The sequence below is a fragment of the Serratia sp. 22264 genome (genome assembly GCF_052045345.1).
Classification (GTDB): Bacteria; Pseudomonadota; Gammaproteobacteria; order Enterobacterales; family Enterobacteriaceae; genus Serratia; species Serratia plymuthica.
Genome location: NZ_JBQEOY010000001.1, coordinates 1,894,868 through 1,914,712 on the forward strand (window position 1 = coordinate 1,894,868; position 19,845 = coordinate 1,914,712).

The following is a 19,845-nucleotide window of genomic DNA, read 5'->3' on the forward strand; positions in this document are numbered from 1 at the left end:
ATCATTCCCCGGAATAGCGATACCAGCCGCCATAATTCGGCAAACCGTTGTATCTTGTTTTCAACTGTGGCTCATAGCCTGATGGATAAATCGTTACGATATCGCCATCAAATGCGGATGCGACGGAATATATATTTCCGCTGGTTTGTGTAGAAATAGACAGATGAGCCATATGGCGGCTTACCGCCTTGGCCTCACCAATTAACCGCTCAAGTTCATTAACAAGCTCTTCAGTGATGCCAAAATCATTCACATCAATAGTCAGGCGAAACGTCCCGGCAGGGTCGGCCACCTCCCACCATTCCGCGATGCTCATGCTATAGCCGATGTTTTCGATCACACGCCGAATAGCTGAAACGGTGCCCTTGCGGCGGTGAATGTAAAACGCATCATTGACAGCACGGCGCTTTTCCGCCTCCGGCCAATCCTCATCCCACCTGTCGACAGAAAACGCCCATGCCAGATAGGGCAAGAATTTGACCGGGCATTTCTCCGGGTTCCACAGGTCGCGCAGGGGCACATTTAAATCCATACCCACCGCACAAGCTTCAGCCGCCCGACGTTCCAGCGCAGATGACCCCGGCGGGAGCACGCTACTCATCAGAGCCGCCGATAATAATTTGATAGTCGGTGCAATTGGCGGCCTGCGTCTTGTCCAGCACAACATCAGATTGCGGGGCCGCCAGCTCGACGCGCTGCACGCCGCTCACATGCAGCGCGGCATAGATGGCCGAGCGGCGAATGTCACGGCCAAGGCGTCGCTGCGCGTTGATATAGGCTTTTAGACGCTGTTCAGCGGCGGCGCGAATAGGCTCAACGGCCGGGTCAGGCAAGACGAACAGCGTGGCGTTAATCTGGTAATCAACAATCCTCGCCGATGCCACTGTCACCCGGTCAGCCACCGGGCGCACGCTCTCGTCATTCAGGGCCTTGGCAACCACTGCGAGCAGCTCATCGGGCGCGGTGCCGTCGCCATCGCGCGCCAGCACGCTGACCGATACCTCCGCCGGGGCCGGGCTAAACACTGAGGCATCAGCGACACGGCCGTCAGCGCTAAGGGCGTGAAACTCATACGCTCCCACCGGCCCCGCGACTGACATACCCTCAAAGGCCGCAGGGATGCGAGGCCGAAAATCCTCGTCTGATTCCATAACGGCGGCGACAGGCGGGATAGCAGTATCATCAGCCGGGGCAATGGTCAGTCGCGGGGTATTGTTGTTCGCCCCGAGCTGGTCGAGGTCAGCGCCGCCCGCATAGGCCACCATTACCGCCTGCGCCGCCTCATTGACGCGCTGGCGCAAGATAACCTCACGATAGGCGTTCTCCTGCAAGAGCTTGACGATAGGCTCGGACTCCAGCGACAACGTGCGGGCAATGGCCTCCTGCTGGTCTGCCGGATACAAAGAAATCAGCGTCGCCTTGCGCTCGGCAAGCAGGGTTTCATAATCCAGCGGTTCAACGACATTTGGCGCGGGTAGCTGGCTTAAATCGATAGTTGCCATGGTGTCAGCTCAGTGGAACGGTTAACGAAAATGTGCCGCCGGTGGTGTCTTGGCGCACGCCGGTAATATCAACGAACATCTGACCGTTAAAGGTTTTCTCAAAGGTGATGGACGTCAGCCTGACACGCGGCTCCCATTTGAGGATTGCCATGTAGCAGGCGGCCATCACCTGCCCGTTAACGGCTGGACTTTGCGGCTGGTCAATCAAGGCCGACAACAGCGAGCCATACTCCCGGCGCATCAGCCTTGAACCGACGGGCGTGATAAGGATATCGCGCACACTCTGGCTGATATGCTCGCTGTCCGTCAGGGTCTGGCCGGTTTCCCGGTTCATGCCGGTGTATCTCACGGTCATCGGGTTCCCTCCGTCCAGTCTCCGCCACGTTGCACACCACCGTGGCCGTGTTTATCCACCTGTACGCCGTTGGATTTAAAAGTACCCCCGCCGTGATCGATATTCCCCGACATTTTCCCGCCCTTTTTCAGCTCCAGCGTGTCGGCGGTCAGCTTGTTGGTGCAGACCACCTCCGGTGTATCAAGCGTGATTTTTTGACTGGCGATAATCGTCACCTTCGGCGCAGAAACGTCGACGGCCACTTGCGCACTGATATTGGCCGTTTTTATGCCGGTAACGCTCAGCGTGCCGGTTTTGGGCTCATATTCGATGACCGCACCATCGGGAAAACTAGTGTGATATGCCTCCGGCGACACTGACGGAGCCGGAAAATCGTCGGAGTTGATAGCAGGCAGCACAAAGGCGGTATCCAGCTCGCCACCCAGCGCCAGTACCACCACCTGCTCACCGATGGAGGGTGCCCACCATGTGCGCGCACCTCCGGCGCGGCAGGCCAGCCACTGCAACCAGTCCGTCGTATTGCCACCCAATTGAACGCGGCAGCGCGGCGGAGTGTACTGAACGTCTACGATGACGCCTATGCGAATGAGGTCGCGCACAGCGCGAGCGAGTTCTGAAATCGATTCGAGTGTGTTCATAGGGAAAGGATGCCGCTGAAGAGATCCAGCGGCAATATGAAGGCATTCGTTAGGCTATTACACAACGAGCATGTGAATAATTAGAATTAATGTAATTTTTTCATGCCGTCATCATCTTTAGGCAGTATGATATATTCAAAGAATTTACCATCTGGTTTCGCGTACTTAACTATTTTATCTTTAGATATATGTATTTTTTTATCCGTTGAGAAATGAATTAAAACTGATTTCAGCTTCATTCCCCGCTGTACAACTTCAACCTTCTCCGCTCTATCAATACTAGACTGAGGACGCCCCATCCTCCTCAGAATCTCTCGCATGTTAATATTTTGCCAGCCACTACCAAGGAGAAACATCTGAGAACCATAAAGGTCAACTGTCGAGGTAATTGAACCATTTGAGGTTATGAGTTCTTTATCATAATTCACTCGCGAAACAATCATTACTTTTTTACTCTCGACATCATACTCCAAGGTATTTTTTTCTGGAGCAATAGAGCTCACACACCAGTCATAGGTACTAAAATCTCCTGAAACCATATAAAATGACTCAGGAGGAATTGATTTTAGTTTTAAACAAACTCCTAACGAGTAACCAAGCAAAAGAGAGTTAAGCACAGGGAATTTTTTATGTGGTATATAGGAACTACCTAGTTCAACATAATAATTCAATGGTTTCCCATCAATTCCGGAGGCGCTGGAGTGAATATCTGCTTTTTTTACCATATAGAGCGCCCCTCTAGCCCCTTTGGTTTTGTTTATATAATTTTCAATCACTCTTTTAAACTCAATAACCTCAGGTTCAGAATCTGGCAACTCAGACCAATACATCAAACTGACATTTTCAATAGGGTGTTTCATCCTAAGAACTTCACCAAGCAATTTTTTATTATACTTATCGCTCTCTTCCTTTGTTTTGTTAGAACCTACCTTTTCCATGTATCCGATATACAACCCACCAAAAGTAGACACAACAATCATCCCTATAGCCAATTTCCCCCAGTGGGTTAACTTACCATTGGTGGTTTTGAATACATTCATCACACCCAACACCCCAAGGATACCAGCCAAAACAGCTAGAAAAGATTTCACTCCTCCTAGCAATGCATCATTGTCCATTAACCATCACCTTTATATTACTTTAAATTTATATATTATCTCTGAATACAAGAGATGACTATAGACTCAACGTACTGGATATCCTTTAATGAAAAACCTAATAACGGCCGCGCGTCATATTGAACGTCCCTGCTATGGCGGCTCGGGCGGTCACGCAAGCCCTCTTGGTGCACCCGCGCGATACGCTGCACGCGCCCGGCAAACTCGACCAGCGCCTCATCAGCCGTGCCTTTGGCTTTCATGTAGCGATTAGTGCGCAGCTTGGCGAACATCTCACGCTTAACCCGTCCTTTCTTGCTGCGAATCGGCTGGCGCTTGCGGTCAGCATAGGGCGCGCCGTCCGGTGCCTGCTGGCGCTTAATCCGGCTTTGCTGACTGGCACGCAGGCGCTTCGCAATCTCGGCGGCCATCTGCCGACGGCTGGAGGCGGACAACCCCGCAATCAGCCCGGCGAGCTTGTCATCAAACGGCGTTAACTCACTCATGCCAGTGACTCACCAACTCGCCATTAGCATAAAGGTGCGTCGGGCTTTCCACCGGCATCGGTAAGGGCGGCTCCGGCGCGTGGGAAACATGTAGCGCCCGGTCAACCTCTTTCACCAGCGTGCGCTCGGTCAGTTTCAGGTAGATACTGACATCAATGCTGTCGTCGTTGTTGATGTCGACCTCGTAGGTGAAACCCTTTTTCTTGCCCTCGTCCGTGGTCATGATATCGGGCTGATTTTCCCGCAACCATGCTCCAATTGGCACCAGCAGCAAATCAATATCATCCGGGTAGTCGGTGACTGTCACGTTGAGGGTGTAGCGATTTTCAAAGGACAGGGACGCGGCCAGCGTTGCGCCGATGACACCGCTATCGATAAAAATACGCAGCATATCCGGGTTCGCCTTGAGTTTCGGCACTGCATCATAGAGCGCCTTGCGCAAACTTTTCGGTTTTAACATCGTGTTCCTCCTGACATTTTTTCACGGTCTCAACCTGTAGCGCGCAGCTCACCAGCGCACGCTCAAGATTGAAAATATCCGCGCTTAAATCACCGTTGGTTGTCGGGTTGCTGCCGGGCAGCGGGCAACTGCTGACCCTCGGACAACCAGCGTAAATAATCATCGGGGGTGGCAAAGTCGGGGCGGGTGTGCAGCCGGATAACGTCATCAGGCAAAGCAGACTGATACCAGCGGCGCAGAACTTCATTTTCATTGAGCAGCCTCGTAATGGTGTTATTTCGGCGGTTCGCCAACAGGTCAGCGGCGGTAATGCGCTGGCGCAAAATGACCTGTTCTCGCTCATTGCGCCGGGCGGTGGTCTGCAATGCACTCAGCGCCTGATACACGGCCGAGAGTTCATTCTTTTGCTGGCTAACAGTCCGAGTGGACTCGGAAAGGGCACGGGTCAACCGGAGGTTGTCCCATTTCACCCAACCCGCCACGACCAGCGCCAGCACAAGGAAAGCGACTAATGTTTTCATTGCGCCCCCGTCATGCATAACGCCACTTCCCGCCCCCGGCGATTCTCCAGCCCGGCAGACCTGACTCCTTTGACAAACACCCAGCGGGGAAGCTGATTACATGCGGCCGGCCACTGCTTTTTATTGATGAAATACGCCAGTGTCGACGAGCACGCCGCGCCCGTGCCCACGTTAAACGCAAAGCTGACCACGGCGTCATAGACCGGCTGCGGCATGGTCACCGGCATGCACTGCGCGAGCCGCTTCTCGACCTGCATGACGTCGGCCACAAGATTGACCGCAGCCTCACGCTCGGTAATGGCTCGCCCTGGGTTAACCCCGGCCGTGTGACCAATGCCACTTGTCCAGACGCCCGCGCTGCACTGGTACGGACTCAGGCGGCATCCTTCCAGATTGGCAATAAGCTCAAGGCCCGCCATCGACGAATGCAGCCGGGCAAAGTCCGGCAGCAGAGCCGCCAGCGCCAGCACGACGGCGACGCTGCAACGTTTAACGATTGATTTCATCGAAAACCTCCCGAGGGATACCGACATTTTTCAGCAGCAGATAGCTTTTGCGGCGGTAATACCAGTTGGTGACAAATGTGCCAACGCCGACCACCGCGCCGACAATCAGCGCGATATCCTGCGCGGAATACTTCCCGGCCCACGCCAGCAGCACCGCAACGACGTAGGCAATAAACGAGGTGACTTTCTCCATGGTTAATCCCATAGCTGAACGGTTTCGGATGCCGGGGCGGTATCAATCACTGGAAGCGTGACCACCGTGCCATGCGGCAAGATGACCCCCAATTCAGCAAGCCCCGGATTAGCCAGCAGCACCGCCTCGACCACACCCTCGGTGCGGCCGTAGGCGCGATAACACAGCGCGTCGAGCGTGTCCCCCTGAAGCGCGATGACATTCATCAGATTTGCCCGACAATGCTGCGCGGCTTACCCTGCAACCGGGCGATTGACCAGCGCATATCCCGCCAATGCTCATCAATGGACACCTCGACGCTGTCGGCTTTTTTGTCCCCCTTCGCGCTGGCATCCACGCCCCGATAACGCTCGTACAGCGTCGCGGTAGTCATTGCGCAAACCGCACTCAGGTAGTGAAAACACTTCTCGCTTTCGCCGTCGATTTCATCGGCAGGAACCTCAGTCAGCGTTTTGAACCCGGCGGCGATTTGCTTCTCGCGGTAGAGATACAGCTCCGCATTCGTCTCCGAAATGCCGCTGCGAATGGCAAAACGTAGGCGTTCCGGTGTGACCGTGTACTCCAGCCGCATCAGTTCACGAATGCGCTTCGGGTCAACGTCCGGGAAAAAGAAGGTGTTTTTAATCACCGGCTCCGGCTCATCCGGCTGCGGGATAATGGCCGTCGGCTCGTCCTTCGGCTCAACCGGGTTACGCATAATCACTGTCGTCATGACAACCTCAAAATAGGTGGGCGGTGGACGATGGCGTTGATAAGTCAAAAGACACTCGCGGCCATCGTGCCGCCCGGCACGGGGGTGCGTTCTGTTAACCGGCGGTTTTTACCGCCTTGCGTGGTCGCCCGCGTTTGGCCGGAGTAGCGGCGGCCTTACGCGTGCGCGTGGTTGTTCTTTTGGCGGCGGGCGCGGGCTTCGGCTTGAGTGCGCTCTCGCATTTTTGGATCTCTTTTCTCACCCCGGCATTGCTGTCGAGCTGCGTCGCGCGCGCGAGGTACTCCAGCGCCTGCGCAGGGTCACCGCTGTCACTCAACATGAGACCGGCAACCTTGTAGAGCTTGGCCTTGACCATGTCGGGCATATCCTCGGCGGCGGTCATTTCAATGGCGGTGCGCAGGTCATCAATGCTGGCCGGGTTGCCTGCCTTGCGGCTGCGTTCTGCCGACAACGCCAACTCTTCGGCAAACAAATACGCGACCGGGCGCTTGTTATTCGGCACTTTGAGGCGGTATTTCAGGGCATAGGGTGCAATTTCCAGTGCGCCGGGAATGTCATCGGCGTCGAGCTTCCACTGCATGACCGTCATCAGAATGTCATCCTGTGCGCCCCGGCCTTCTGCTAAGATACCCGCTACCCATGGCGCGTATAACGGCAGCATGGCGCGTTTGTGCTCAGCCTTTCTCTCAACGGAATGGATAAGTTTTAGCTTGGTGCGGTCTGCGGCCAGCTTGACGAGCATTTGCTCGTAGGCGGTGGCATGACGCAGCGGATTATCCACCCGCTGCGCAGCCTCCACGGCCGAGACCCGCATCATGTGACGCTGTGCGGGACTCGTCATGGTTTACTCGCCGCCTTCTGTCTGGGTTTCTGTCGTGGTTTCCGGGGTTGCTGCCGGTTGAGCCACTGCGCCTTTAACAGCCAGCACAATCGCGTCAGCCAGTGCGCCAATGTCGGCACCGGATGACTGCTGGATCACGTTGGATACCAGAGCAGCCGATTTTTCTGTCGACGCTGGCAGCAGCTCGATGTTCTCAATCAGGCAACCGGCCGCATAGTCTTCGACCACATAGTCAATTTTCATCGACTCGTAGTTCTCGACTCGGTCACGCTTGGCGTTCTCTTCAATGTGCCGACGGTGGCTGTCATCCATGATGTAGATCGACAGATTGGCGAGCGTGGTGATAAAGATGGCGTTCGCCGGGAAGAATGGCACGCGCACCGCAGGCAGATTACCGATGCGCTTCTGGCTGACAATCACGTCGGCGGCCAGTGCCTCGGTATTGGGCTGCACTTGGTTGACCAGCGGGAAATATTTATCGGCCAGCAGCTTACGGCCGCAAATCACCACAAGGTCAGGCGATTCCTGATGCCATGGCGCAATCAGGTTGTTGGTCGCGTCCATCACCACCGCGTCGAGGTTGGCATAATCGCCGTCCTTCCCAATGCGAATCACCGGCGAAATCACTGCGCCATCCTCGCCCGTGATGTTGCTCATCACGCGTGATGCGGCTTCTTTACGGTATTTTTCCAGCCAGCCCTCGGCGACATCCTGCAACATCGGGTTTTTGGCACGGTCAGAAGTCGCCGCGCGATGGGTGCCATTGAACCCGGCCATGATGAAATCCAGCGCCTGACGCTTGGCGATGGCGTTGCGGATACGCAACTGGAAATCCTGATAACGCGCCCACAGGTCGAGCTGGTTATAGCGCAGATGAAAATCAAAGTTCACCTGCTGGCATTCGTATTTATTGGACTCCAGCGAGGTGAAGTCGGCGGTCTGGCGCTCTTTGCCGCCGTCAGTGTCAGCGGTGCTGGCAATCGAGCCGTTGACGCCCACGCCCACCTTTTCACCCTTCAGCTCGACAACCGGGGTCATGTTGATGCGGGTCAGGAACTCGGAGGACTCCTGCACGACGTTCATCAGCGATTGCGTCACTGACGGCTCTACGCTGAATTTTTTAGAGATATCGCTAACGTCCGTGATGCCGTTTAGCTTGGCAACCTGTTGCAAATAGGCATTAAATTGAAAGCGGGTCTTTGTCTTCATTACATTATCCTGATTCTATTAATTCGGGTTACTTCACAGCGGCGCGCAACGCGCCCCGCTAGAGCTGCTATCAGCAGTTGGTCAACAGGCTGTCTTCACCGTTGCCGCCGGGCGCTTTCGGGCGGCGCTGCTGGCTCAAGTTCTCGGTGGTGTCGAGCGTGGCCTGAAGCGCGGAAAACTGCTCCTGACCGGCCGTTACTTCACCTTTCAACCCGGCAATTTCCTGCTCAAGCTGTGCAAAGCGTGTTTCGGTGCTGGCGCCGTTGGTTTGCACCTGCTCGGCAATAACAGTGACCGCGTCATGCACATCGCTGAATCGCGCGTCATCGCTGACCTGTTTGCGGCTGAACATGCCTTTTACACGGTCGGTCAGATTGGTTAGCAGGCTGTCAGGCAGCTCCTCAAACTCCAGCAGCACCTCTGTCGCCACCGAGAACAAATCGCCCGGCTCGGCTTTTTTACCGGCCAGCGGGTTTGTCTTGGCGCGTGCGCAGAATTCGAGGTATTCGGTGCCGAGGCTGGCCGGGTCATCAGTGACCGCCAGACCGACGAGGTAGCATTTGCCGGTGTTGGCAAAGTTCGGGCGGACTTCCATGGAGGTGTAAACCTTCTGGCTCGCCGCCACCATGGCGACCAGTTCGTCGGTCGGGGTCATTTTGGCAAACAGCGCCCACTTGCCGTTAAGGATGGAGTCGTCATCAATCTTCTCGGCTTTCAGCTCGACCACGTCGCCGAGGCGTTTAAAGTCGCCGTTGGGAAACAGCCCTTTGATGTGCTCCAGATTGATACGGCAGCCATAAACACGCGGGTCAAAACCGGCCGCCATTTCCTGAATATCGTTACCGTCAATTACGCGGCCGTCACAAGTGTCACCCTCGACACCGATGCGGAACCATTTAGATACTTTCTTTGCCATGAGCCATTGTCCTGAGTGGTTAAGGTCGGGGCTAGTTTCCCGACTGACCACGCTCACGGCCAGCGACTGCCGACGGACTATCCCCCAGACAACAGCACCTTAGCGCGCGGCCGTCGTGGCTTGCGTAGCCTTGCCCTCGTCATCCACATGAGGGCATATCATGCAAATCCAGACCGACACCTCGTTACTCAGCGACCCGCGCCGACAGGCTGCGTTGCTGTACTGGCAAGGTTTCTCCGTGAAGCAAATCGCGGAGATGTTGAAGCAGAAAGCGCCCACGGTGCAGAGCTGGAAACAGCGGGAAAAATGGGACGATATCGCGCCGATTTCCCGCGTTGAATCCAGCATCGAGGCGCGAATGGTGCAGCTCGTTCTCAAGACAAAAAAAGAGGGCAGCGACTACAAAGAAATTGACCTGTTAGGCCGCCAGATTGAGCGCCTTGCGCGCGTCAGCCGCTACATGAATTCCGGCAACGAAGCCGACCTCAATCCCAACGTTGCCAACCGCAACAAAGGCGAGCGCAAAAAGCCGACAAAGAACTATTTCAGTGATGAAGCTATTGCGAAGCTGGAAGAGATTTTTTATGACGAGTCTTTCGATTATCAGCTCGGCTGGCACAAGGCCGGACTGGCCCACCGCATCCGCGATATTTTGAAATCGCGCCAGATTGGGGCGACCTTCTATTTTTCCCGCGAGTCACTGCTGCACGCGCTTAAAACCGGCCACAACCAGATATTTTTATCCGCGAGCAAAACGCAGGCGTATGTCTTCCGCGAGTACATAATTCAGTTCGCCCGGCTGGTTGATGTTGAGCTGACCGGTGACCCGATTGTGCTCGGCAACAACGGTGCAAAGCTGATTTTTCTCGGCACCAATTCCAACACCGCACAGAGCCATAACGGTGACCTGCTGGTCGATGAAATCTTTTGGATCCCCAACTTCCAGAAGCTGCGCAAAGTCGCCTCCGGCATGGCCTCGCAGAAGCACCTCCGTTCAACCTACTTTTCTACCCCGTCAACACTGGGGCATGGCGCGTTTCCGTTCTGGTCTGGGGAACTGTTCAATAAGGGACGCAAAAACCCCAGCGAGCACGTCGAGATCGATATCAGCCACAGCGCATTAGCAGCCGGGAAGCTGTGCGATGACGGCCAGTGGCGGCAAATCGTCACAATTGAGGACGCCCTGCGCGGCGGCTGCAACCTGTTCGACCTCGATGTGCTAAAGCGTGAGAACAGCGCCGAGGATTTCCGCAACCTGTTCATGTGCGAGTTTGTCGACGATAGCGCGTCAGTGTTCCCGTTTGAGGAGTTGCAAGGCTGCATGGTCGACAGTCTGGTCGAGTGGACTGACGTTAACCCCTACGCAGACCGGCCATTCGGTGACCGTCCGGTCTGGGTCGGCTATGACCCGGCACACTCCGGCGACAGCGCCGGGTGCGTGGTGCTGGCTCCACCAATGGTGACGGGTGGCAAATTCCGCATACTGGAGCGCCACCAGTGGAAAGGCATGGACTTTGCCACGCAGGCCGAATCCATCCGCAAGCTGACCGGAAAATATAACGTGGAATATATCGGCATCGATGCCACCGGCATCGGGCAAGGCGTTTTCCAGTTGGTGCGCGCCTTCTACCCGGCCGCCCGCGAAATCCGCTACAGCGCCGAGGTGAAGACCGCCATGGTACTGAAGGCAAAAGACACTATCGGTAGTGGCCGGCTGGAATACGACACCGCGTACACCGATATCACAAAATCGTTTATGGCCATTCGCAAAACCATGACCGCCAGCGGCCGAGGCATGACCTACGAGGCGAGCCGCAGCGAGGAAGCCAGTCACGCCGACGTCGCGTGGGCGACCATGCACGCCCTGCTTAATGAACCCCTGACCGCCGCCAACGGCCAGCCGTCTAAATCTATTCTGGATATCAACCGATGAGCAAACGCAACCGCCGCAAGGCAAAAGAGAATCTGGCTGTCACTGAGCCAGACCAGAAAATGCAGGCGTTTACCTTTGGCGAACCATCGGCCGTACTCGATCGCCGCGATATTCTGGATTACACGGAATGCGTCGGTAACGGCAAATGGATTGAGCCGCCTATCAGCTTCTCCGGGCTGGCAAAAAGCCTGCGCGCCGCCGTACACCACAGCTCGCCGATTTATGTGAAGCGCAACATTTTGGCAAGCACCTACATCCCGCACCCGCTGTTATCACAGCAGGATTTCAGCCGGTTTGTGTTGGATTATCTGGTGTTCGGTAACGCCTTTTTAGAAAAGCGTTTTAGCGTTACCGGCAAGCTGTTGAAGCTGGAAACCTCCCCGGCCAAATACACCCGGCGCGGCGTTGAACCCGGCGTCTACTGGTTTGTGCAATCGTTCGTGGAGCCGCACCCGTTCGCGCCTGACAGCGTGTTTCATCTGCTGGAGCCGGATATCAATCAAGAGCTGTATGGGATGCCAGAATATCTGTCGGCGCTTAATTCAGCCTGGCTGAATGAGTCCGCCACGCTGTTCCGCCGCAAGTATTACCAGAACGGCGCACACGCAGGCTACATCATGTATGTGACCGACGCCGCGCAGAACAATACCGATGTTGAAGCGCTGCGCGATGCGATGAGCGACTCGAAAGGCATGGGGAATTTTAAAAATCTGTTCTTCTACGCGCCGAACGGAAAGCCCGACGGTATCAAGATTGTGCCGCTCAGCGAAGTGGCAACGAAGGATGATTTCTTTAACATCAAAAAGGTCAGCGCCGCCGACCTGCTGGACGCCCACCGAATCCCCTATCAACTGATGGGGGGAAAGCCGGAGAATGTCGGGTCAGTGGGCGACGTGGAGAAGGCCGCGCGGGTATTTGTTCGCAATGAACTGACACCGCTACAGCAGCGTATCAAAGAGGTTAATGATTGGGTCGGCGTGGAGGTCATCAGGTTTAAAAAGTACAGCCTCGAAAACGATGATGAATGATAATTCGGCCGCCTGATTGGCGGCCTTTTCATACCCATCCGCAAACGCCCTCAGATGCCCACCACGGCACGCGCCACCGCACGCACCCGCGAATCAAATCAAAGACCCGCAACGCCATCACGACGCGCTGACGCCGTCAATTCTGATAATTAAATACGTGCCTGCGCGCAATGCTATCCCCGCCACGCCTGCCCACTTCATGGGTCGGTTTTAATGCAACTGCATTTTGATTTTATAACTAGGCGGGCCTTGCTTTGAAAGCTACACGAAGGCTACAAGATCTACATGCATACCGATGCAAAATCATGCATTATAAAGAAAACTCTTTTGTTGCAACTATTCGGGATTTTTATGCCTGCTACAACTAATCATCCATGTTTCAAACAGCCACAGAGTTTAGAGACCAAACTCTGGAGGTATATGGACTTTACTAAATTTGTATCTTTAATTTCGTCCAAAGAGCTATTTCTTTGTCGTTCTGATTTATTTAAAGACCCATACGAAGGCTCACTTACCAAAGCAAATAAAACCCAAACAGATTTAGTCCCTCCATTCATTCATGAAAGCTATCGAAACAAGTTTATTATGGATCACTTTGACTTAGCAAATTGGTCAAGGAAATGGACTTATATAAGCTGTTGGCATGCGAATGAATTCGAATCAGCCGCAATGTGGGACTTATATGCAAAAACAGATGAAGCGATTGCGATAGAAACCACTTACGAAAAGCTAAAAAATGTTTTAACAAATAAATTCTTCCTTGGTCTTGTGGAATACATAGACTATGATAGTCAAGCCATCCCACTAAACAACTCTTTCTATCCTTTCGTTTTTAAGAGAAAGTCATTCGAACATGAAAAAGAGGTTAGAGTTGTATACCAAGACACACCAGTGGCTACTGATAGTGATGGTAAAAACCCTCATTTAGATCGAGGTAAAGTTAACACAAATACAGGTGTAAACACCCCTGTTGAGTTAAATAAATTAATAAATAGAATTTTTGTTTCCCCTACGGCCTCAGACTGGCTTACAAAATTAGTTTCCGATGTAGCTAGAAAATATGACATCGATGCTGAAGTTATCAAATCAGATCTATACTCAGGCCCTGTAACATAAATTACCTCGTCACTTTTAAAGCAGCCTTTCAATATTTAAGGTGGTTAATGTTAACCACCTTAAATATAATACACCTGTATTATAGCTTCTTTTTTTTGCTCTCACCGGCCTCCCTTAATATTTTTTTAAAAAACTCGCCCTTACGTTCCATGCAATAGCTTTCTATTTCCTTAATATCATCGTCAACAGCAGGTAACATCGCGGATACTTTGAACCCTGAACCAAGTACCCACTCGTCATCTTTATTCGTATCAAATGTCATTACTTTTTTTGAAGAGTTATAATCAGTTAATTTCAATTTTGCAAGATACTCATGTCGCCCATCATGAAGAAAGCTAACATAAAAATATCTACTTGAGAATAAATCAAGCCAACTAGGCGCAGGGCTTTCTAAATAGAAAGAGTCCGTCAATGGGTTAAAATCGCAAAGACTTTTCTTATAAATAACCCCAGACATAGAACCATCATCATTTGTTTTAATCATCATTACAACTTTAGAACCATCTCCATAATCCAATCCTAGCTCAACACCATCCGCAATATATTCTGAATTATTGGACCATGTGGAATCATAAATTTCAGGCGTATACAAATACTGAGTTTTAAACTTATTATACGCTGGCCCAAGCTCTATCAGATTTGTTAACGTACTTGAAGAGCTGCTTAGGAACCAACCAATTGCCGCTCCAGCCAAATACTTCCACTTATCTTTCATACCCATCCAAATTTAATTGTAATTTCTTCACCCGTAAAATTAACTCAATGAGCAATTATCTATACAGAATACACCAATCATAGAAAACACTCATTACGAAAAGAAACCTTATCACCTACGCAGAGCCGAAACTCTGCGGGTTATTATCGCATCATTAGCTCATTCTTCGATAATCCTTACCACATTACCAGTTTTAATATCAACACGTGCAGTCACAGTTTGTGTCACAATACCACCATATGCGTTCGTTCCCTTAAATCTGGTTTTAACCACTGCGTGAGGGTCTTTCCCTAGGACAAGATGTGACATCGTTTCGACATGTTTGTACGATGAATCATCATTCATACTTTGCTTAATCAGCTTCTCAAGCGGGCGGTACGAGCCATCCCAGCCGCTGAAATTCGCCTGAAACGCGTCAAGGTTGGTATATTCCGCCATCGATTTCGGGTCTTTTTGATAACCGGCATCACACCATCCAAGGACTTCACCGAGAGGTAACTCTTCAGACTTAGTGATGCTGTACTGACTTAAGCACGCGTAGAATCCATCGCCATCACTCGCCGGTATCCCTTTAAACTTAACGTAATCGCTGACGATTTCGTGACGATCCGCCTGCGGCTTCCGACGGTACTCAACCAGCTTTAAACCCGCCTGTTCAAATACTGCCGGGGCTTTCGGAGCCTCGACTTTAGGCTCATTCTCAGCTACTGAGCTTTTTTTCTCTGTCGGATATAAAGCCGCCCCTAACATTGAAGCGCAAATAAAAATGATGCCATAAATAACACTAGACCCCATCCTGCTTGGCATGCGTACCCATTGAGGCTTTATCAAACCAATGAAAAAAGCCACAGCAGAAGCAAGGGCGACAAATACAATTAATCCTTCCAAAATAATCCCTCTAATAAATTATTTATCATGCATTTAACGTGTGTAATCGTCATACGCATGATAGCAAAGCATTCATTAGCTGATGATGATTATTGACTGAATCCCGGCCATTCATCCCGATGTTGATACGAGAACGTCAGGTCACCAAATGTTACCTTTGCCCCTCGCGCCAGCGCTTTCAATTCCCACCGCTCCGGGGTGATGCCCTTCTGTGACAGCTCTAGCCGTATTTGCGGAATTCTTGCCCGTTCCGCCGGTGTCAGACGTGCCGAAGGCGCATCATTTCTGGATTTGTTCCGATTCTTGGTGATTTCTTGGCGATTACTCTTTGGTGACTGCTGCCGTATAGCGTCTCCAATCGTCTTGGCGACGTCGGCGTCATCCCAGCTAACATCCCCGCTCTCAATCAAATCCATCACCGCCGTGACATACTCAGGCGTTGCTACCTGCATATCTGGGTCAGGTTCTCGCTGAACCTCCCCACAGTTATTGACAGGACTCCGAGGCGCGCCAGAGGCGCTTTTTAAAGTCAAAGGATTAACATCAACGTCAACGGCCTTGCGGACAATGCGCCATTCTGTTGTCCGGGTTTCGTGGATATGGCCCGCGCCAAGGTGCGGCGCAAAAATGCCGACAACCTTTTGCACCTCTTCGTCATAAGCGTTCGGCTCATCAGCCACCTTGCGGGCCACACGAACGGTCTGCACATCACGCGGGACATTTGCGCCACCCTGCCCGACCATGTAGGCGGCAAAGTTTCCGGCGCTGGCCGCTTCACGCACGGCTTCGACTCGTTCATCAAATGAATCAGCCAGACTGATGTGACGAAGGCAGGCGGCGCGGCATTCACGGTAAGCGCCCATGGTGGGAATTCCGATAGGCTTAAACTGAGGGATTCGCCATGTTGACGCCCAGGAGGTCACCGCCGCAGCCATATCGCGTAACGGCTTGCCGGTATCGTGGTCAATCTGGCCGTCGAGCGCATAACCGTCGATATTTTTAGCGATGTATTTAGCGATATACCCCGCCGCACCGCCCTTGTTCATGTGCTTGGCTTCAAACCGGTTCTTTGCTGCACCGCGCTCGTCACCGTCTTCCTTCAGCGCATAGCGGCGCATGATGTCGATTATCTGCTGGCGCTGCTTACGCTCGCAGAACAGCATCATATGCCAGTGCGGCGTTCCGTCATGGTGTGGCTCAACGACGCGCATACCGTAAACACTCAGGCGATTATCTTTAAACGCGGTGCGCATTTTTTGCCAGATGCTAACAAGATAGCGCTGGCCGTCTTTCGGCGAAAAAGCCTCTAAATCCCAGTTGTGGTTAAACTGGACTTTTTCGGCCCCTTCTTTGCCAACAACACGGGTCGGGTGGTATTTCGACGGGGTGGTGATGGTGATAAACATGCCGACATGCTTCTCGCTGGCGGCATACTTCTCTATCCCCGCGATGGTGCTCATCAGCTCCATGCGGCGGATTTCCGGGTTAGAAATGCTCGCCATCACTTTATCAATCAGGTCGACGCGTTCGCCGGTGGCAACGTTCTCCAGTTCACACCCTTTCAGGTAATCCATATTGGCAAGCCGTCGGGCCTGCACTTCACGGATAGCCTGTTTACTCGCATAGGGGTATTTTTTCAGGTTCACTTCACCGGCCGCAATCAGCAACGCTTCACACCAGCGGGTTCGCTGTGCCTTCAATTGGCGTTCCCACCACTCGGAGTTAACCAGCCGTTGCAGACTGCGAATCGCTGATGTCGCGTCCAGCTTGTCTTTGAGATACTTGCGCCAGTGCATCGGAGTGACGTTAAACGCCCGCGCCATATGCGCGATACGGCCATAGAATTCAGCCTGTACACTGTCGCTAATGAGCTGTGAATTATCCCCGTTATTTTCAGCGATAAATTCCTCACAATAGCGGTCATAATTTTGCAGCAACTGCCCGGCGATGCGGTCAGCAAAGCGCCGCAGCCCCTTGTCATCCATACCCGGCAGGCTCGCATAGTTGTCTACCTCCGCCATAAAGCACGGCGACGAGCAAAGTCTCATCGCATTTTTATCGTTAACGATTTCGATGCGCGGCCAGATACGACGCTGGAACTGGAGCACCAGCCATTTATTGGCGGCGTGGATCCCCTGCTCTTTCAGCAGATAGGTATGACGGCCCAGAAAAATAAGGCTGAGGAAATGCGGCAAGGATTGGATATTACGCAAAACAGCTTGCCCCTGAGCGTGTTGCTCACGGGTAAGCGGTCTTTCTTTGCCAATGGCAGACTTTGGAGCGTTCCATGCATGAACGCCGACGAACGGTTCACGGGAATCGGTAGAGAATGGCGGGGGTGGTGAGGGGGCTACACGCCCCCGGACTAATGCAGTCATTTAACCAGTTTCGCTACGACCTGCACTATCACCGCAATCACGAATAACGCGGCACCGATTAAAAGGATGGCAGCAGGCACAGCCCATAATGGTGCGGTTACCGCCCACCAAGACCACGCAGCAAGAAACCCCGTCAACTTCAACGTGATGAAAATTAGCGCCAATACACAGGTGAAAAAATTTAACGGATTGAATTTCATTATTTGCCCTCTTTGTTTATTGCGGAAAATGCCCCTTGGCAAAGCTTGCCGATGCGCTCAATCTCAGCGGCCAAACCGGCGATGCTGGTGACGGTTGAGTCGCGAACGTGGTGATGCGCCAGCCCGGAAACCAACTGCGAGACAGTCGGGTAATAGCCAACAGCGTCGAGCCATACCTCACCCGCCTTGCCGCCGGTTTTAACTAGCTTCTTTTGGTTCAAAATGAACTGATGGGCGTCACTGGTGATAACCCAGTCCTTACCGACAGGAATGCGCAGCATAATTACCCCCTGAAATGCTTGGTTTGTTGTTCGTGGATGGTCTGGCAGGACACGCAACGGGTCACACCGGGAGAAGCTGCACGACGCGCGGCCGGGATAGCTTGGTCACACTCCTCACAAATTGACGCCGATACTCCGCCCTTAATACGCGCCGCATTAATTTGGTCGGCGAGTGTTTCCTGCTGGCGCTGCTGCACCAAATCCATTAAATCCGGCATCGTTATTGCTCCGACATGCTGTTTAGTTGATTGAGCACCTGCTGAGCTAATTCCGCGATGCGATGCGACTCCTTCATCAGCTCGCTAATACTGGTGATTGTTTTAAGAAAAACACCGCGCTTTACCGACAGATTAATAAGGTCAGCAACCAGCTTTAACTCATTCGAGTAGATAGCTCGGGTCGGGTAATATTTTTCGTTTGTCTCTTTATCTATTTTCACTTCTGCCAAAATGAAATCGCCCTCATCCATTTTGACGATGGCGAATACGTTATTAATTTCTACATATTGACGCTCAGCCATGGCTCAAACCCTGCTTATGCGCCCGGCCTTCATGGTCAAACTTCTCTGATTCCTGTCGCAGTAGTTCGATAATCTCAACGCTGGACAGGTGATTGACGGCGGCATGCGTCGCAATGCGGTCAAGGCGAGATGAAAAGCTAACAGCCGCGTCGGCCTTTGCTTCATTGCGCGCATTGTTCAACATTAAGTTACGCGATGCCGCATCTGCCTTATTTCGCATATCTTGGCCGACGGTTTTATACATGTGCATAGAGAACTCCAGATAAAAGAATGCCCGACGCAATCAAGCGCCTTTAAATTTAAAGCAAGTTAATTAATGGAAATACGCTTCGGGTTTAACCGAGGTTAATATAGTGGGTGCATATTCGAATAAATTAAACAGCTCGCGCAATGCTCTAAATAAAGCCTCGCGCCATGCGCACACTTCATCATCAATACGCCAATAGGGCTGATTAAACTCAGCATCAGTTAACCCGGCATGCAGAAATAAAGTGCGCCGCTGACTTATTGTCAAACGACCAATAAAACCAGATTTGCTAATACCATGTTTGCGGTAGGTAGCGAAGGCGCTGCGAAGCTCATCAATGGCGCAAACAAGTCGCTCACGTTCGCTGTCATTCATTTCTTCCAGCTTCAACACTATATGGCGCTGTTTCAACTGCGCATGGAAACAGATGGTCTGGCGTTCGCGTTCCATCATCTGGTTGTAGAAATCGCAGGTGCTTTTCCAGCGAGGGGCGGCGAGGCGTTCCCCAACCAAAGCACGCAGCCCGGCGGGCTGATTACGAACAATACCGGCGGTGATAGCTGTCATTGCGAAAAACCCCGCATTGCTGATTTGATGGAGGAGATCCAACGACTGGCCCGGCGGGTACGAATGACAATACCTTTCCGACCTTTGCCGTGGGTGATTGTGATATCAAGCTTACGCCCGGTCTGGTGGTTCCAGAGCAACGGGGCGACTGAGATAGGTTGTTGCATGTTCTTACTCCTGTTCTACTGGAATCAAGACAATGGCTCACCGAGTCCTAGCCACAGAAGCCACCCGTCACGAATCTCTTTCGGTCTACGCTCATAGGCTAATTTCATTCCCGCATTCCACGCAGGAAGGTAAACCCAATGCTCTGCGCGCGCCGTTGGCGTCTCAGGATTACGCATCTCAACCGTTGGCAACTTGCCCTTATCAATCATCCCTTTCACGGCTTCCGGGGTTTTGCCGATCACTTTGGCAAATTCTTGATACGGCAATGCATCAGAAAGCCTTACTACTTGCTTTTCCATCTGGTAACCTCTCCGATTGTAGTAATCAGTTGCTTATAGGGACTTATAG

Annotated in this window: 30 protein-coding genes; 3 read left to right on the forward strand and 27 right to left on the reverse strand. The window is 52.5% G+C overall.

All coding sequences use genetic code 11. The annotated features are described in order from the left end of the window. Position 1: 1 nt before the first annotated feature. From ACTJJ1_RS08780 to ACTJJ1_RS08855, 16 genes are all read right to left on the reverse strand, one after another. The gene (locus tag ACTJJ1_RS08780) at positions 2 to 601 is read right to left on the reverse strand and encodes a phage tail protein I (RefSeq protein WP_440833173.1); all 600 of its coding nucleotides are present in this window, start codon (positions 599 to 601) and stop codon (positions 2 to 4) included. Continuing rightward, on the reverse strand, positions 594 to 1,502 hold the full coding sequence (locus tag ACTJJ1_RS08785; RefSeq protein WP_440833175.1) for a baseplate assembly protein: 909 nt from the start codon (positions 1,500 to 1,502) through the stop codon (positions 594 to 596). Before ACTJJ1_RS08785 ends, ACTJJ1_RS08780 begins: the two co-directional genes overlap by 8 nt. A 4-nt stretch (positions 1,503 to 1,506) precedes the next feature. Continuing rightward, positions 1,507 to 1,857 carry a GPW/gp25 family protein gene (locus ACTJJ1_RS08790; protein ID WP_440833177.1) on the reverse strand — a complete coding sequence of 117 codons (351 nt, stop codon included), beginning with the start codon at positions 1,855 to 1,857 and terminating at the stop codon, positions 1,507 to 1,509. Beyond that, the gene (locus tag ACTJJ1_RS08795) at positions 1,854 to 2,495 is read right to left on the reverse strand and encodes a phage baseplate assembly protein V (RefSeq protein WP_440833179.1); all 642 of its coding nucleotides are present in this window, start codon (positions 2,493 to 2,495) and stop codon (positions 1,854 to 1,856) included. The genes ACTJJ1_RS08790 and ACTJJ1_RS08795 overlap by 4 nt, the downstream gene beginning before the upstream one ends. Before the next feature lie 86 nt (positions 2,496 to 2,581). Continuing rightward, positions 2,582 to 3,613, reverse strand: a complete 1,032-nt coding sequence (locus ACTJJ1_RS08800) for a hypothetical protein (RefSeq protein WP_440833181.1) — start codon at positions 3,611 to 3,613, stop codon at positions 2,582 to 2,584. A 35-nt stretch (positions 3,614 to 3,648) separates the two neighbouring features. Next, positions 3,649 to 4,098: a phage virion morphogenesis protein gene (locus tag ACTJJ1_RS08805; protein ID WP_440833183.1), complete on the reverse strand. Its 450-nt coding sequence runs from the start codon at positions 4,096 to 4,098 to the stop codon at positions 3,649 to 3,651. Continuing rightward, positions 4,091 to 4,558 carry a phage tail protein gene (locus ACTJJ1_RS08810; protein ID WP_440833185.1) on the reverse strand — a complete coding sequence of 156 codons (468 nt, stop codon included), beginning with the start codon at positions 4,556 to 4,558 and terminating at the stop codon, positions 4,091 to 4,093. Before ACTJJ1_RS08810 ends, ACTJJ1_RS08805 begins: the two co-directional genes overlap by 8 nt. Then, positions 4,521 to 4,766: an Rz1-like lysis system protein LysC gene (gene lysC, locus ACTJJ1_RS08815; RefSeq protein ID WP_440833187.1), complete on the reverse strand. Its 246-nt coding sequence runs from the start codon at positions 4,764 to 4,766 to the stop codon at positions 4,521 to 4,523. The genes ACTJJ1_RS08810 and lysC overlap by 38 nt, the downstream gene beginning before the upstream one ends. Next, the gene (lysB, locus tag ACTJJ1_RS08820; RefSeq protein ID WP_440833189.1) at positions 4,648 to 5,079 is read right to left on the reverse strand and encodes an Rz-like lysis system protein LysB; all 432 of its coding nucleotides are present in this window, start codon (positions 5,077 to 5,079) and stop codon (positions 4,648 to 4,650) included. The genes lysC and lysB overlap by 119 nt, the downstream gene beginning before the upstream one ends. Continuing rightward, a complete protein-coding gene (locus tag ACTJJ1_RS08825; RefSeq protein ID WP_440833191.1) occupies positions 5,076 to 5,585 on the reverse strand; it encodes a lysozyme in 510 nt (169 codons plus the stop codon). Before ACTJJ1_RS08825 ends, lysB begins: the two co-directional genes overlap by 4 nt. Continuing rightward, entirely contained in the window at positions 5,569 to 5,778 is a 210-nt protein-coding gene (locus tag ACTJJ1_RS08830) for an HP1 family phage holin (RefSeq protein ID WP_202291096.1), read from the reverse strand. Before ACTJJ1_RS08830 ends, ACTJJ1_RS08825 begins: the two co-directional genes overlap by 17 nt. Positions 5,779 to 5,780: 2 nt before the next feature. Next, positions 5,781 to 5,984, reverse strand: a complete 204-nt coding sequence (locus tag ACTJJ1_RS08835; RefSeq protein ID WP_099061768.1) for a tail protein X — start codon at positions 5,982 to 5,984, stop codon at positions 5,781 to 5,783. After that, positions 5,984 to 6,490 (reverse strand): head completion/stabilization protein, encoded by a 507-nt coding sequence (locus tag ACTJJ1_RS08840; protein ID WP_440833193.1) that lies wholly within the window; start codon positions 6,488 to 6,490, stop codon positions 5,984 to 5,986. Before ACTJJ1_RS08840 ends, ACTJJ1_RS08835 begins: the two co-directional genes overlap by 1 nt. Before the next feature lie 94 nt (positions 6,491 to 6,584). After that, a complete protein-coding gene (gpM, locus tag ACTJJ1_RS08845) occupies positions 6,585 to 7,331 on the reverse strand; it encodes a phage terminase small subunit (protein ID WP_440833195.1) in 747 nt (248 codons plus the stop codon). Between the two features lie 3 nt (positions 7,332 to 7,334). Continuing rightward, on the reverse strand, positions 7,335 to 8,540 hold the full coding sequence (locus ACTJJ1_RS08850; RefSeq protein ID WP_440833197.1) for a phage major capsid protein, P2 family: 1,206 nt from the start codon (positions 8,538 to 8,540) through the stop codon (positions 7,335 to 7,337). Between the two features lie 70 nt (positions 8,541 to 8,610). Beyond that, positions 8,611 to 9,456, reverse strand: a complete 846-nt coding sequence (locus ACTJJ1_RS08855) for a GPO family capsid scaffolding protein (RefSeq protein WP_440833199.1) — start codon at positions 9,454 to 9,456, stop codon at positions 8,611 to 8,613. Positions 9,457 to 9,616: 160 nt separating this feature from the next. On the opposite strand from ACTJJ1_RS08855, the gene ACTJJ1_RS08860 reads away from it, so the two are divergent. From ACTJJ1_RS08860 to ACTJJ1_RS08870, 3 genes are all read left to right on the forward strand, one after another. After that, positions 9,617 to 11,389 (forward strand): terminase ATPase subunit family protein, encoded by a 1,773-nt coding sequence (locus ACTJJ1_RS08860; RefSeq protein ID WP_440833201.1) that lies wholly within the window; start codon positions 9,617 to 9,619, stop codon positions 11,387 to 11,389. Continuing rightward, positions 11,386 to 12,417, forward strand: a complete 1,032-nt coding sequence (locus ACTJJ1_RS08865; protein ID WP_440833203.1) for a phage portal protein — start codon at positions 11,386 to 11,388, stop codon at positions 12,415 to 12,417. The genes ACTJJ1_RS08860 and ACTJJ1_RS08865 overlap by 4 nt, the downstream gene beginning before the upstream one ends. Before the next feature lie 420 nt (positions 12,418 to 12,837). Continuing rightward, entirely contained in the window at positions 12,838 to 13,533 is a 696-nt protein-coding gene (locus ACTJJ1_RS08870; RefSeq protein ID WP_440833205.1) for a hypothetical protein, read from the forward strand. A 79-nt stretch (positions 13,534 to 13,612) separates the two neighbouring features. On the opposite strand, the gene ACTJJ1_RS08875 is transcribed toward ACTJJ1_RS08870, so the two are convergent. The 11 genes from ACTJJ1_RS08875 to ACTJJ1_RS08925 all read right to left on the reverse strand — a co-directional run bounded on the left by ACTJJ1_RS08875 (position 13,613) and on the right by ACTJJ1_RS08925 (position 19,796). Then, positions 13,613 to 14,248, reverse strand: coding sequence for a hypothetical protein (locus ACTJJ1_RS08875; RefSeq protein ID WP_440833207.1), 636 nt, complete (start codon positions 14,246 to 14,248; stop codon positions 13,613 to 13,615). Between the two features lie 159 nt (positions 14,249 to 14,407). Next, complete coding sequence (locus tag ACTJJ1_RS08880; protein WP_440833209.1) at positions 14,408 to 15,136, reverse strand: hypothetical protein; 729 nt, start codon at positions 15,134 to 15,136, stop codon at positions 14,408 to 14,410. 89 nt (positions 15,137 to 15,225) lie between these two features. Then, positions 15,226 to 17,514: a replication endonuclease gene (locus ACTJJ1_RS08885; RefSeq protein WP_440833211.1), complete on the reverse strand. Its 2,289-nt coding sequence runs from the start codon at positions 17,512 to 17,514 to the stop codon at positions 15,226 to 15,228. Further along, the gene (locus ACTJJ1_RS08890) at positions 17,511 to 17,714 is read right to left on the reverse strand and encodes a hypothetical protein (RefSeq protein WP_099784753.1); all 204 of its coding nucleotides are present in this window, start codon (positions 17,712 to 17,714) and stop codon (positions 17,511 to 17,513) included. The genes ACTJJ1_RS08885 and ACTJJ1_RS08890 overlap by 4 nt, the downstream gene beginning before the upstream one ends. Continuing rightward, positions 17,714 to 17,995 (reverse strand): DUF5405 family protein, encoded by a 282-nt coding sequence (locus ACTJJ1_RS08895; protein ID WP_440833213.1) that lies wholly within the window; start codon positions 17,993 to 17,995, stop codon positions 17,714 to 17,716. Before ACTJJ1_RS08895 ends, ACTJJ1_RS08890 begins: the two co-directional genes overlap by 1 nt. Positions 17,996 to 17,997: 2 nt before the next feature. After that, on the reverse strand, positions 17,998 to 18,213 hold the full coding sequence (locus ACTJJ1_RS08900; RefSeq protein WP_440833215.1) for a TraR/DksA C4-type zinc finger protein: 216 nt from the start codon (positions 18,211 to 18,213) through the stop codon (positions 17,998 to 18,000). A gap of 2 nt (positions 18,214 to 18,215) precedes the next feature. Next, positions 18,216 to 18,515, reverse strand: a complete 300-nt coding sequence (locus ACTJJ1_RS08905; protein WP_440833217.1) for a DUF5405 family protein — start codon at positions 18,513 to 18,515, stop codon at positions 18,216 to 18,218. Beyond that, the gene (locus tag ACTJJ1_RS08910) at positions 18,508 to 18,759 is read right to left on the reverse strand and encodes a DUF2732 family protein (protein ID WP_237402040.1); all 252 of its coding nucleotides are present in this window, start codon (positions 18,757 to 18,759) and stop codon (positions 18,508 to 18,510) included. Before ACTJJ1_RS08910 ends, ACTJJ1_RS08905 begins: the two co-directional genes overlap by 8 nt. 69 nt (positions 18,760 to 18,828) lie before the next feature. After that, positions 18,829 to 19,329 carry a replication protein B gene (locus ACTJJ1_RS08915; protein ID WP_262245132.1) on the reverse strand — a complete coding sequence of 167 codons (501 nt, stop codon included), beginning with the start codon at positions 19,327 to 19,329 and terminating at the stop codon, positions 18,829 to 18,831. Beyond that, positions 19,326 to 19,496, reverse strand: a complete 171-nt coding sequence (locus tag ACTJJ1_RS08920; RefSeq protein ID WP_440833220.1) for a hypothetical protein — start codon at positions 19,494 to 19,496, stop codon at positions 19,326 to 19,328. Before ACTJJ1_RS08920 ends, ACTJJ1_RS08915 begins: the two co-directional genes overlap by 4 nt. A gap of 24 nt (positions 19,497 to 19,520) precedes the next feature. Next, positions 19,521 to 19,796, reverse strand: a complete 276-nt coding sequence (locus ACTJJ1_RS08925; protein ID WP_126501523.1) for a Cox family DNA-binding protein — start codon at positions 19,794 to 19,796, stop codon at positions 19,521 to 19,523. Positions 19,797 to 19,845: the final 49 nt, after the last annotated feature.

What these genes read in the sequence shown, in the direction of transcription:
- ACTJJ1_RS08890 (WP_099784753.1), bottom strand. Translation starts at nt 17,714, where the DNA reads ATGAAATTCAATCCGTTAAATTTTTTCACCTGTGTATTGGCGCTAATT.
- ACTJJ1_RS08810 (WP_440833185.1), bottom strand. Translation starts at nt 4,558, where the DNA reads ATGTTAAAACCGAAAAGTTTGCGCAAGGCGCTCTATGATGCAGTGCCG.
- ACTJJ1_RS08905 (WP_440833217.1), bottom strand. Translation starts at nt 18,515, where the DNA reads ATGGCTGAGCGTCAATATGTAGAAATTAATAACGTATTCGCCATCGTC.
- ACTJJ1_RS08800 (WP_440833181.1), bottom strand. Translation starts at nt 3,613, where the DNA reads ATGGACAATGATGCATTGCTAGGAGGAGTGAAATCTTTTCTAGCTGTT.
- ACTJJ1_RS08910 (WP_237402040.1), bottom strand. Translation starts at nt 18,759, where the DNA reads ATGTATAAAACCGTCGGCCAAGATATGCGAAATAAGGCAGATGCGGCA.
- ACTJJ1_RS08805 (WP_440833183.1), bottom strand. Translation starts at nt 4,098, where the DNA reads ATGAGTGAGTTAACGCCGTTTGATGACAAGCTCGCCGGGCTGATTGCG.
- ACTJJ1_RS08855 (WP_440833199.1), bottom strand. Translation starts at nt 9,456, where the DNA reads ATGGCAAAGAAAGTATCTAAATGGTTCCGCATCGGTGTCGAGGGTGAC.
- ACTJJ1_RS08785 (WP_440833175.1), bottom strand. Translation starts at nt 1,502, where the DNA reads ATGGCAACTATCGATTTAAGCCAGCTACCCGCGCCAAATGTCGTTGAA.
- gpM (WP_440833195.1), bottom strand. Translation starts at nt 7,331, where the DNA reads ATGACGAGTCCCGCACAGCGTCACATGATGCGGGTCTCGGCCGTGGAG.
- ACTJJ1_RS08790 (WP_440833177.1), bottom strand. Translation starts at nt 1,857, where the DNA reads ATGACCGTGAGATACACCGGCATGAACCGGGAAACCGGCCAGACCCTG.
- ACTJJ1_RS08865 (WP_440833203.1), top strand. Translation starts at nt 11,386, where the DNA reads ATGAGCAAACGCAACCGCCGCAAGGCAAAAGAGAATCTGGCTGTCACT.
- ACTJJ1_RS08840 (WP_440833193.1), bottom strand. Translation starts at nt 6,490, where the DNA reads ATGACGACAGTGATTATGCGTAACCCGGTTGAGCCGAAGGACGAGCCG.
- ACTJJ1_RS08925 (WP_126501523.1), bottom strand. Translation starts at nt 19,796, where the DNA reads ATGGAAAAGCAAGTAGTAAGGCTTTCTGATGCATTGCCGTATCAAGAA.
- ACTJJ1_RS08825 (WP_440833191.1), bottom strand. Translation starts at nt 5,585, where the DNA reads ATGAAATCAATCGTTAAACGTTGCAGCGTCGCCGTCGTGCTGGCGCTG.
- ACTJJ1_RS08850 (WP_440833197.1), bottom strand. Translation starts at nt 8,540, where the DNA reads ATGAAGACAAAGACCCGCTTTCAATTTAATGCCTATTTGCAACAGGTT.
- ACTJJ1_RS08795 (WP_440833179.1), bottom strand. Translation starts at nt 2,495, where the DNA reads ATGAACACACTCGAATCGATTTCAGAACTCGCTCGCGCTGTGCGCGAC.
- ACTJJ1_RS08900 (WP_440833215.1), bottom strand. Translation starts at nt 18,213, where the DNA reads ATGCCGGATTTAATGGATTTGGTGCAGCAGCGCCAGCAGGAAACACTC.
- ACTJJ1_RS08870 (WP_440833205.1), top strand. Translation starts at nt 12,838, where the DNA reads ATGGACTTTACTAAATTTGTATCTTTAATTTCGTCCAAAGAGCTATTT.
- lysB (WP_440833189.1), bottom strand. Translation starts at nt 5,079, where the DNA reads ATGAAAACATTAGTCGCTTTCCTTGTGCTGGCGCTGGTCGTGGCGGGT.
- ACTJJ1_RS08780 (WP_440833173.1), bottom strand. Translation starts at nt 601, where the DNA reads ATGAGTAGCGTGCTCCCGCCGGGGTCATCTGCGCTGGAACGTCGGGCG.
- ACTJJ1_RS08875 (WP_440833207.1), bottom strand. Translation starts at nt 14,248, where the DNA reads ATGAAAGATAAGTGGAAGTATTTGGCTGGAGCGGCAATTGGTTGGTTC.
- ACTJJ1_RS08920 (WP_440833220.1), bottom strand. Translation starts at nt 19,496, where the DNA reads ATGCAACAACCTATCTCAGTCGCCCCGTTGCTCTGGAACCACCAGACC.
- ACTJJ1_RS08895 (WP_440833213.1), bottom strand. Translation starts at nt 17,995, where the DNA reads ATGCTGCGCATTCCTGTCGGTAAGGACTGGGTTATCACCAGTGACGCC.
- ACTJJ1_RS08915 (WP_262245132.1), bottom strand. Translation starts at nt 19,329, where the DNA reads ATGACAGCTATCACCGCCGGTATTGTTCGTAATCAGCCCGCCGGGCTG.
- ACTJJ1_RS08830 (WP_202291096.1), bottom strand. Translation starts at nt 5,778, where the DNA reads ATGGAGAAAGTCACCTCGTTTATTGCCTACGTCGTTGCGGTGCTGCTG.
- ACTJJ1_RS08835 (WP_099061768.1), bottom strand. Translation starts at nt 5,984, where the DNA reads ATGAATGTCATCGCGCTTCAGGGGGACACGCTCGACGCGCTGTGTTAT.
- ACTJJ1_RS08885 (WP_440833211.1), bottom strand. Translation starts at nt 17,514, where the DNA reads ATGACTGCATTAGTCCGGGGGCGTGTAGCCCCCTCACCACCCCCGCCA.
- lysC (WP_440833187.1), bottom strand. Translation starts at nt 4,766, where the DNA reads ATGACGTTATCCGGCTGCACACCCGCCCCGACTTTGCCACCCCCGATG.
- ACTJJ1_RS08860 (WP_440833201.1), top strand. Translation starts at nt 9,617, where the DNA reads ATGCAAATCCAGACCGACACCTCGTTACTCAGCGACCCGCGCCGACAG.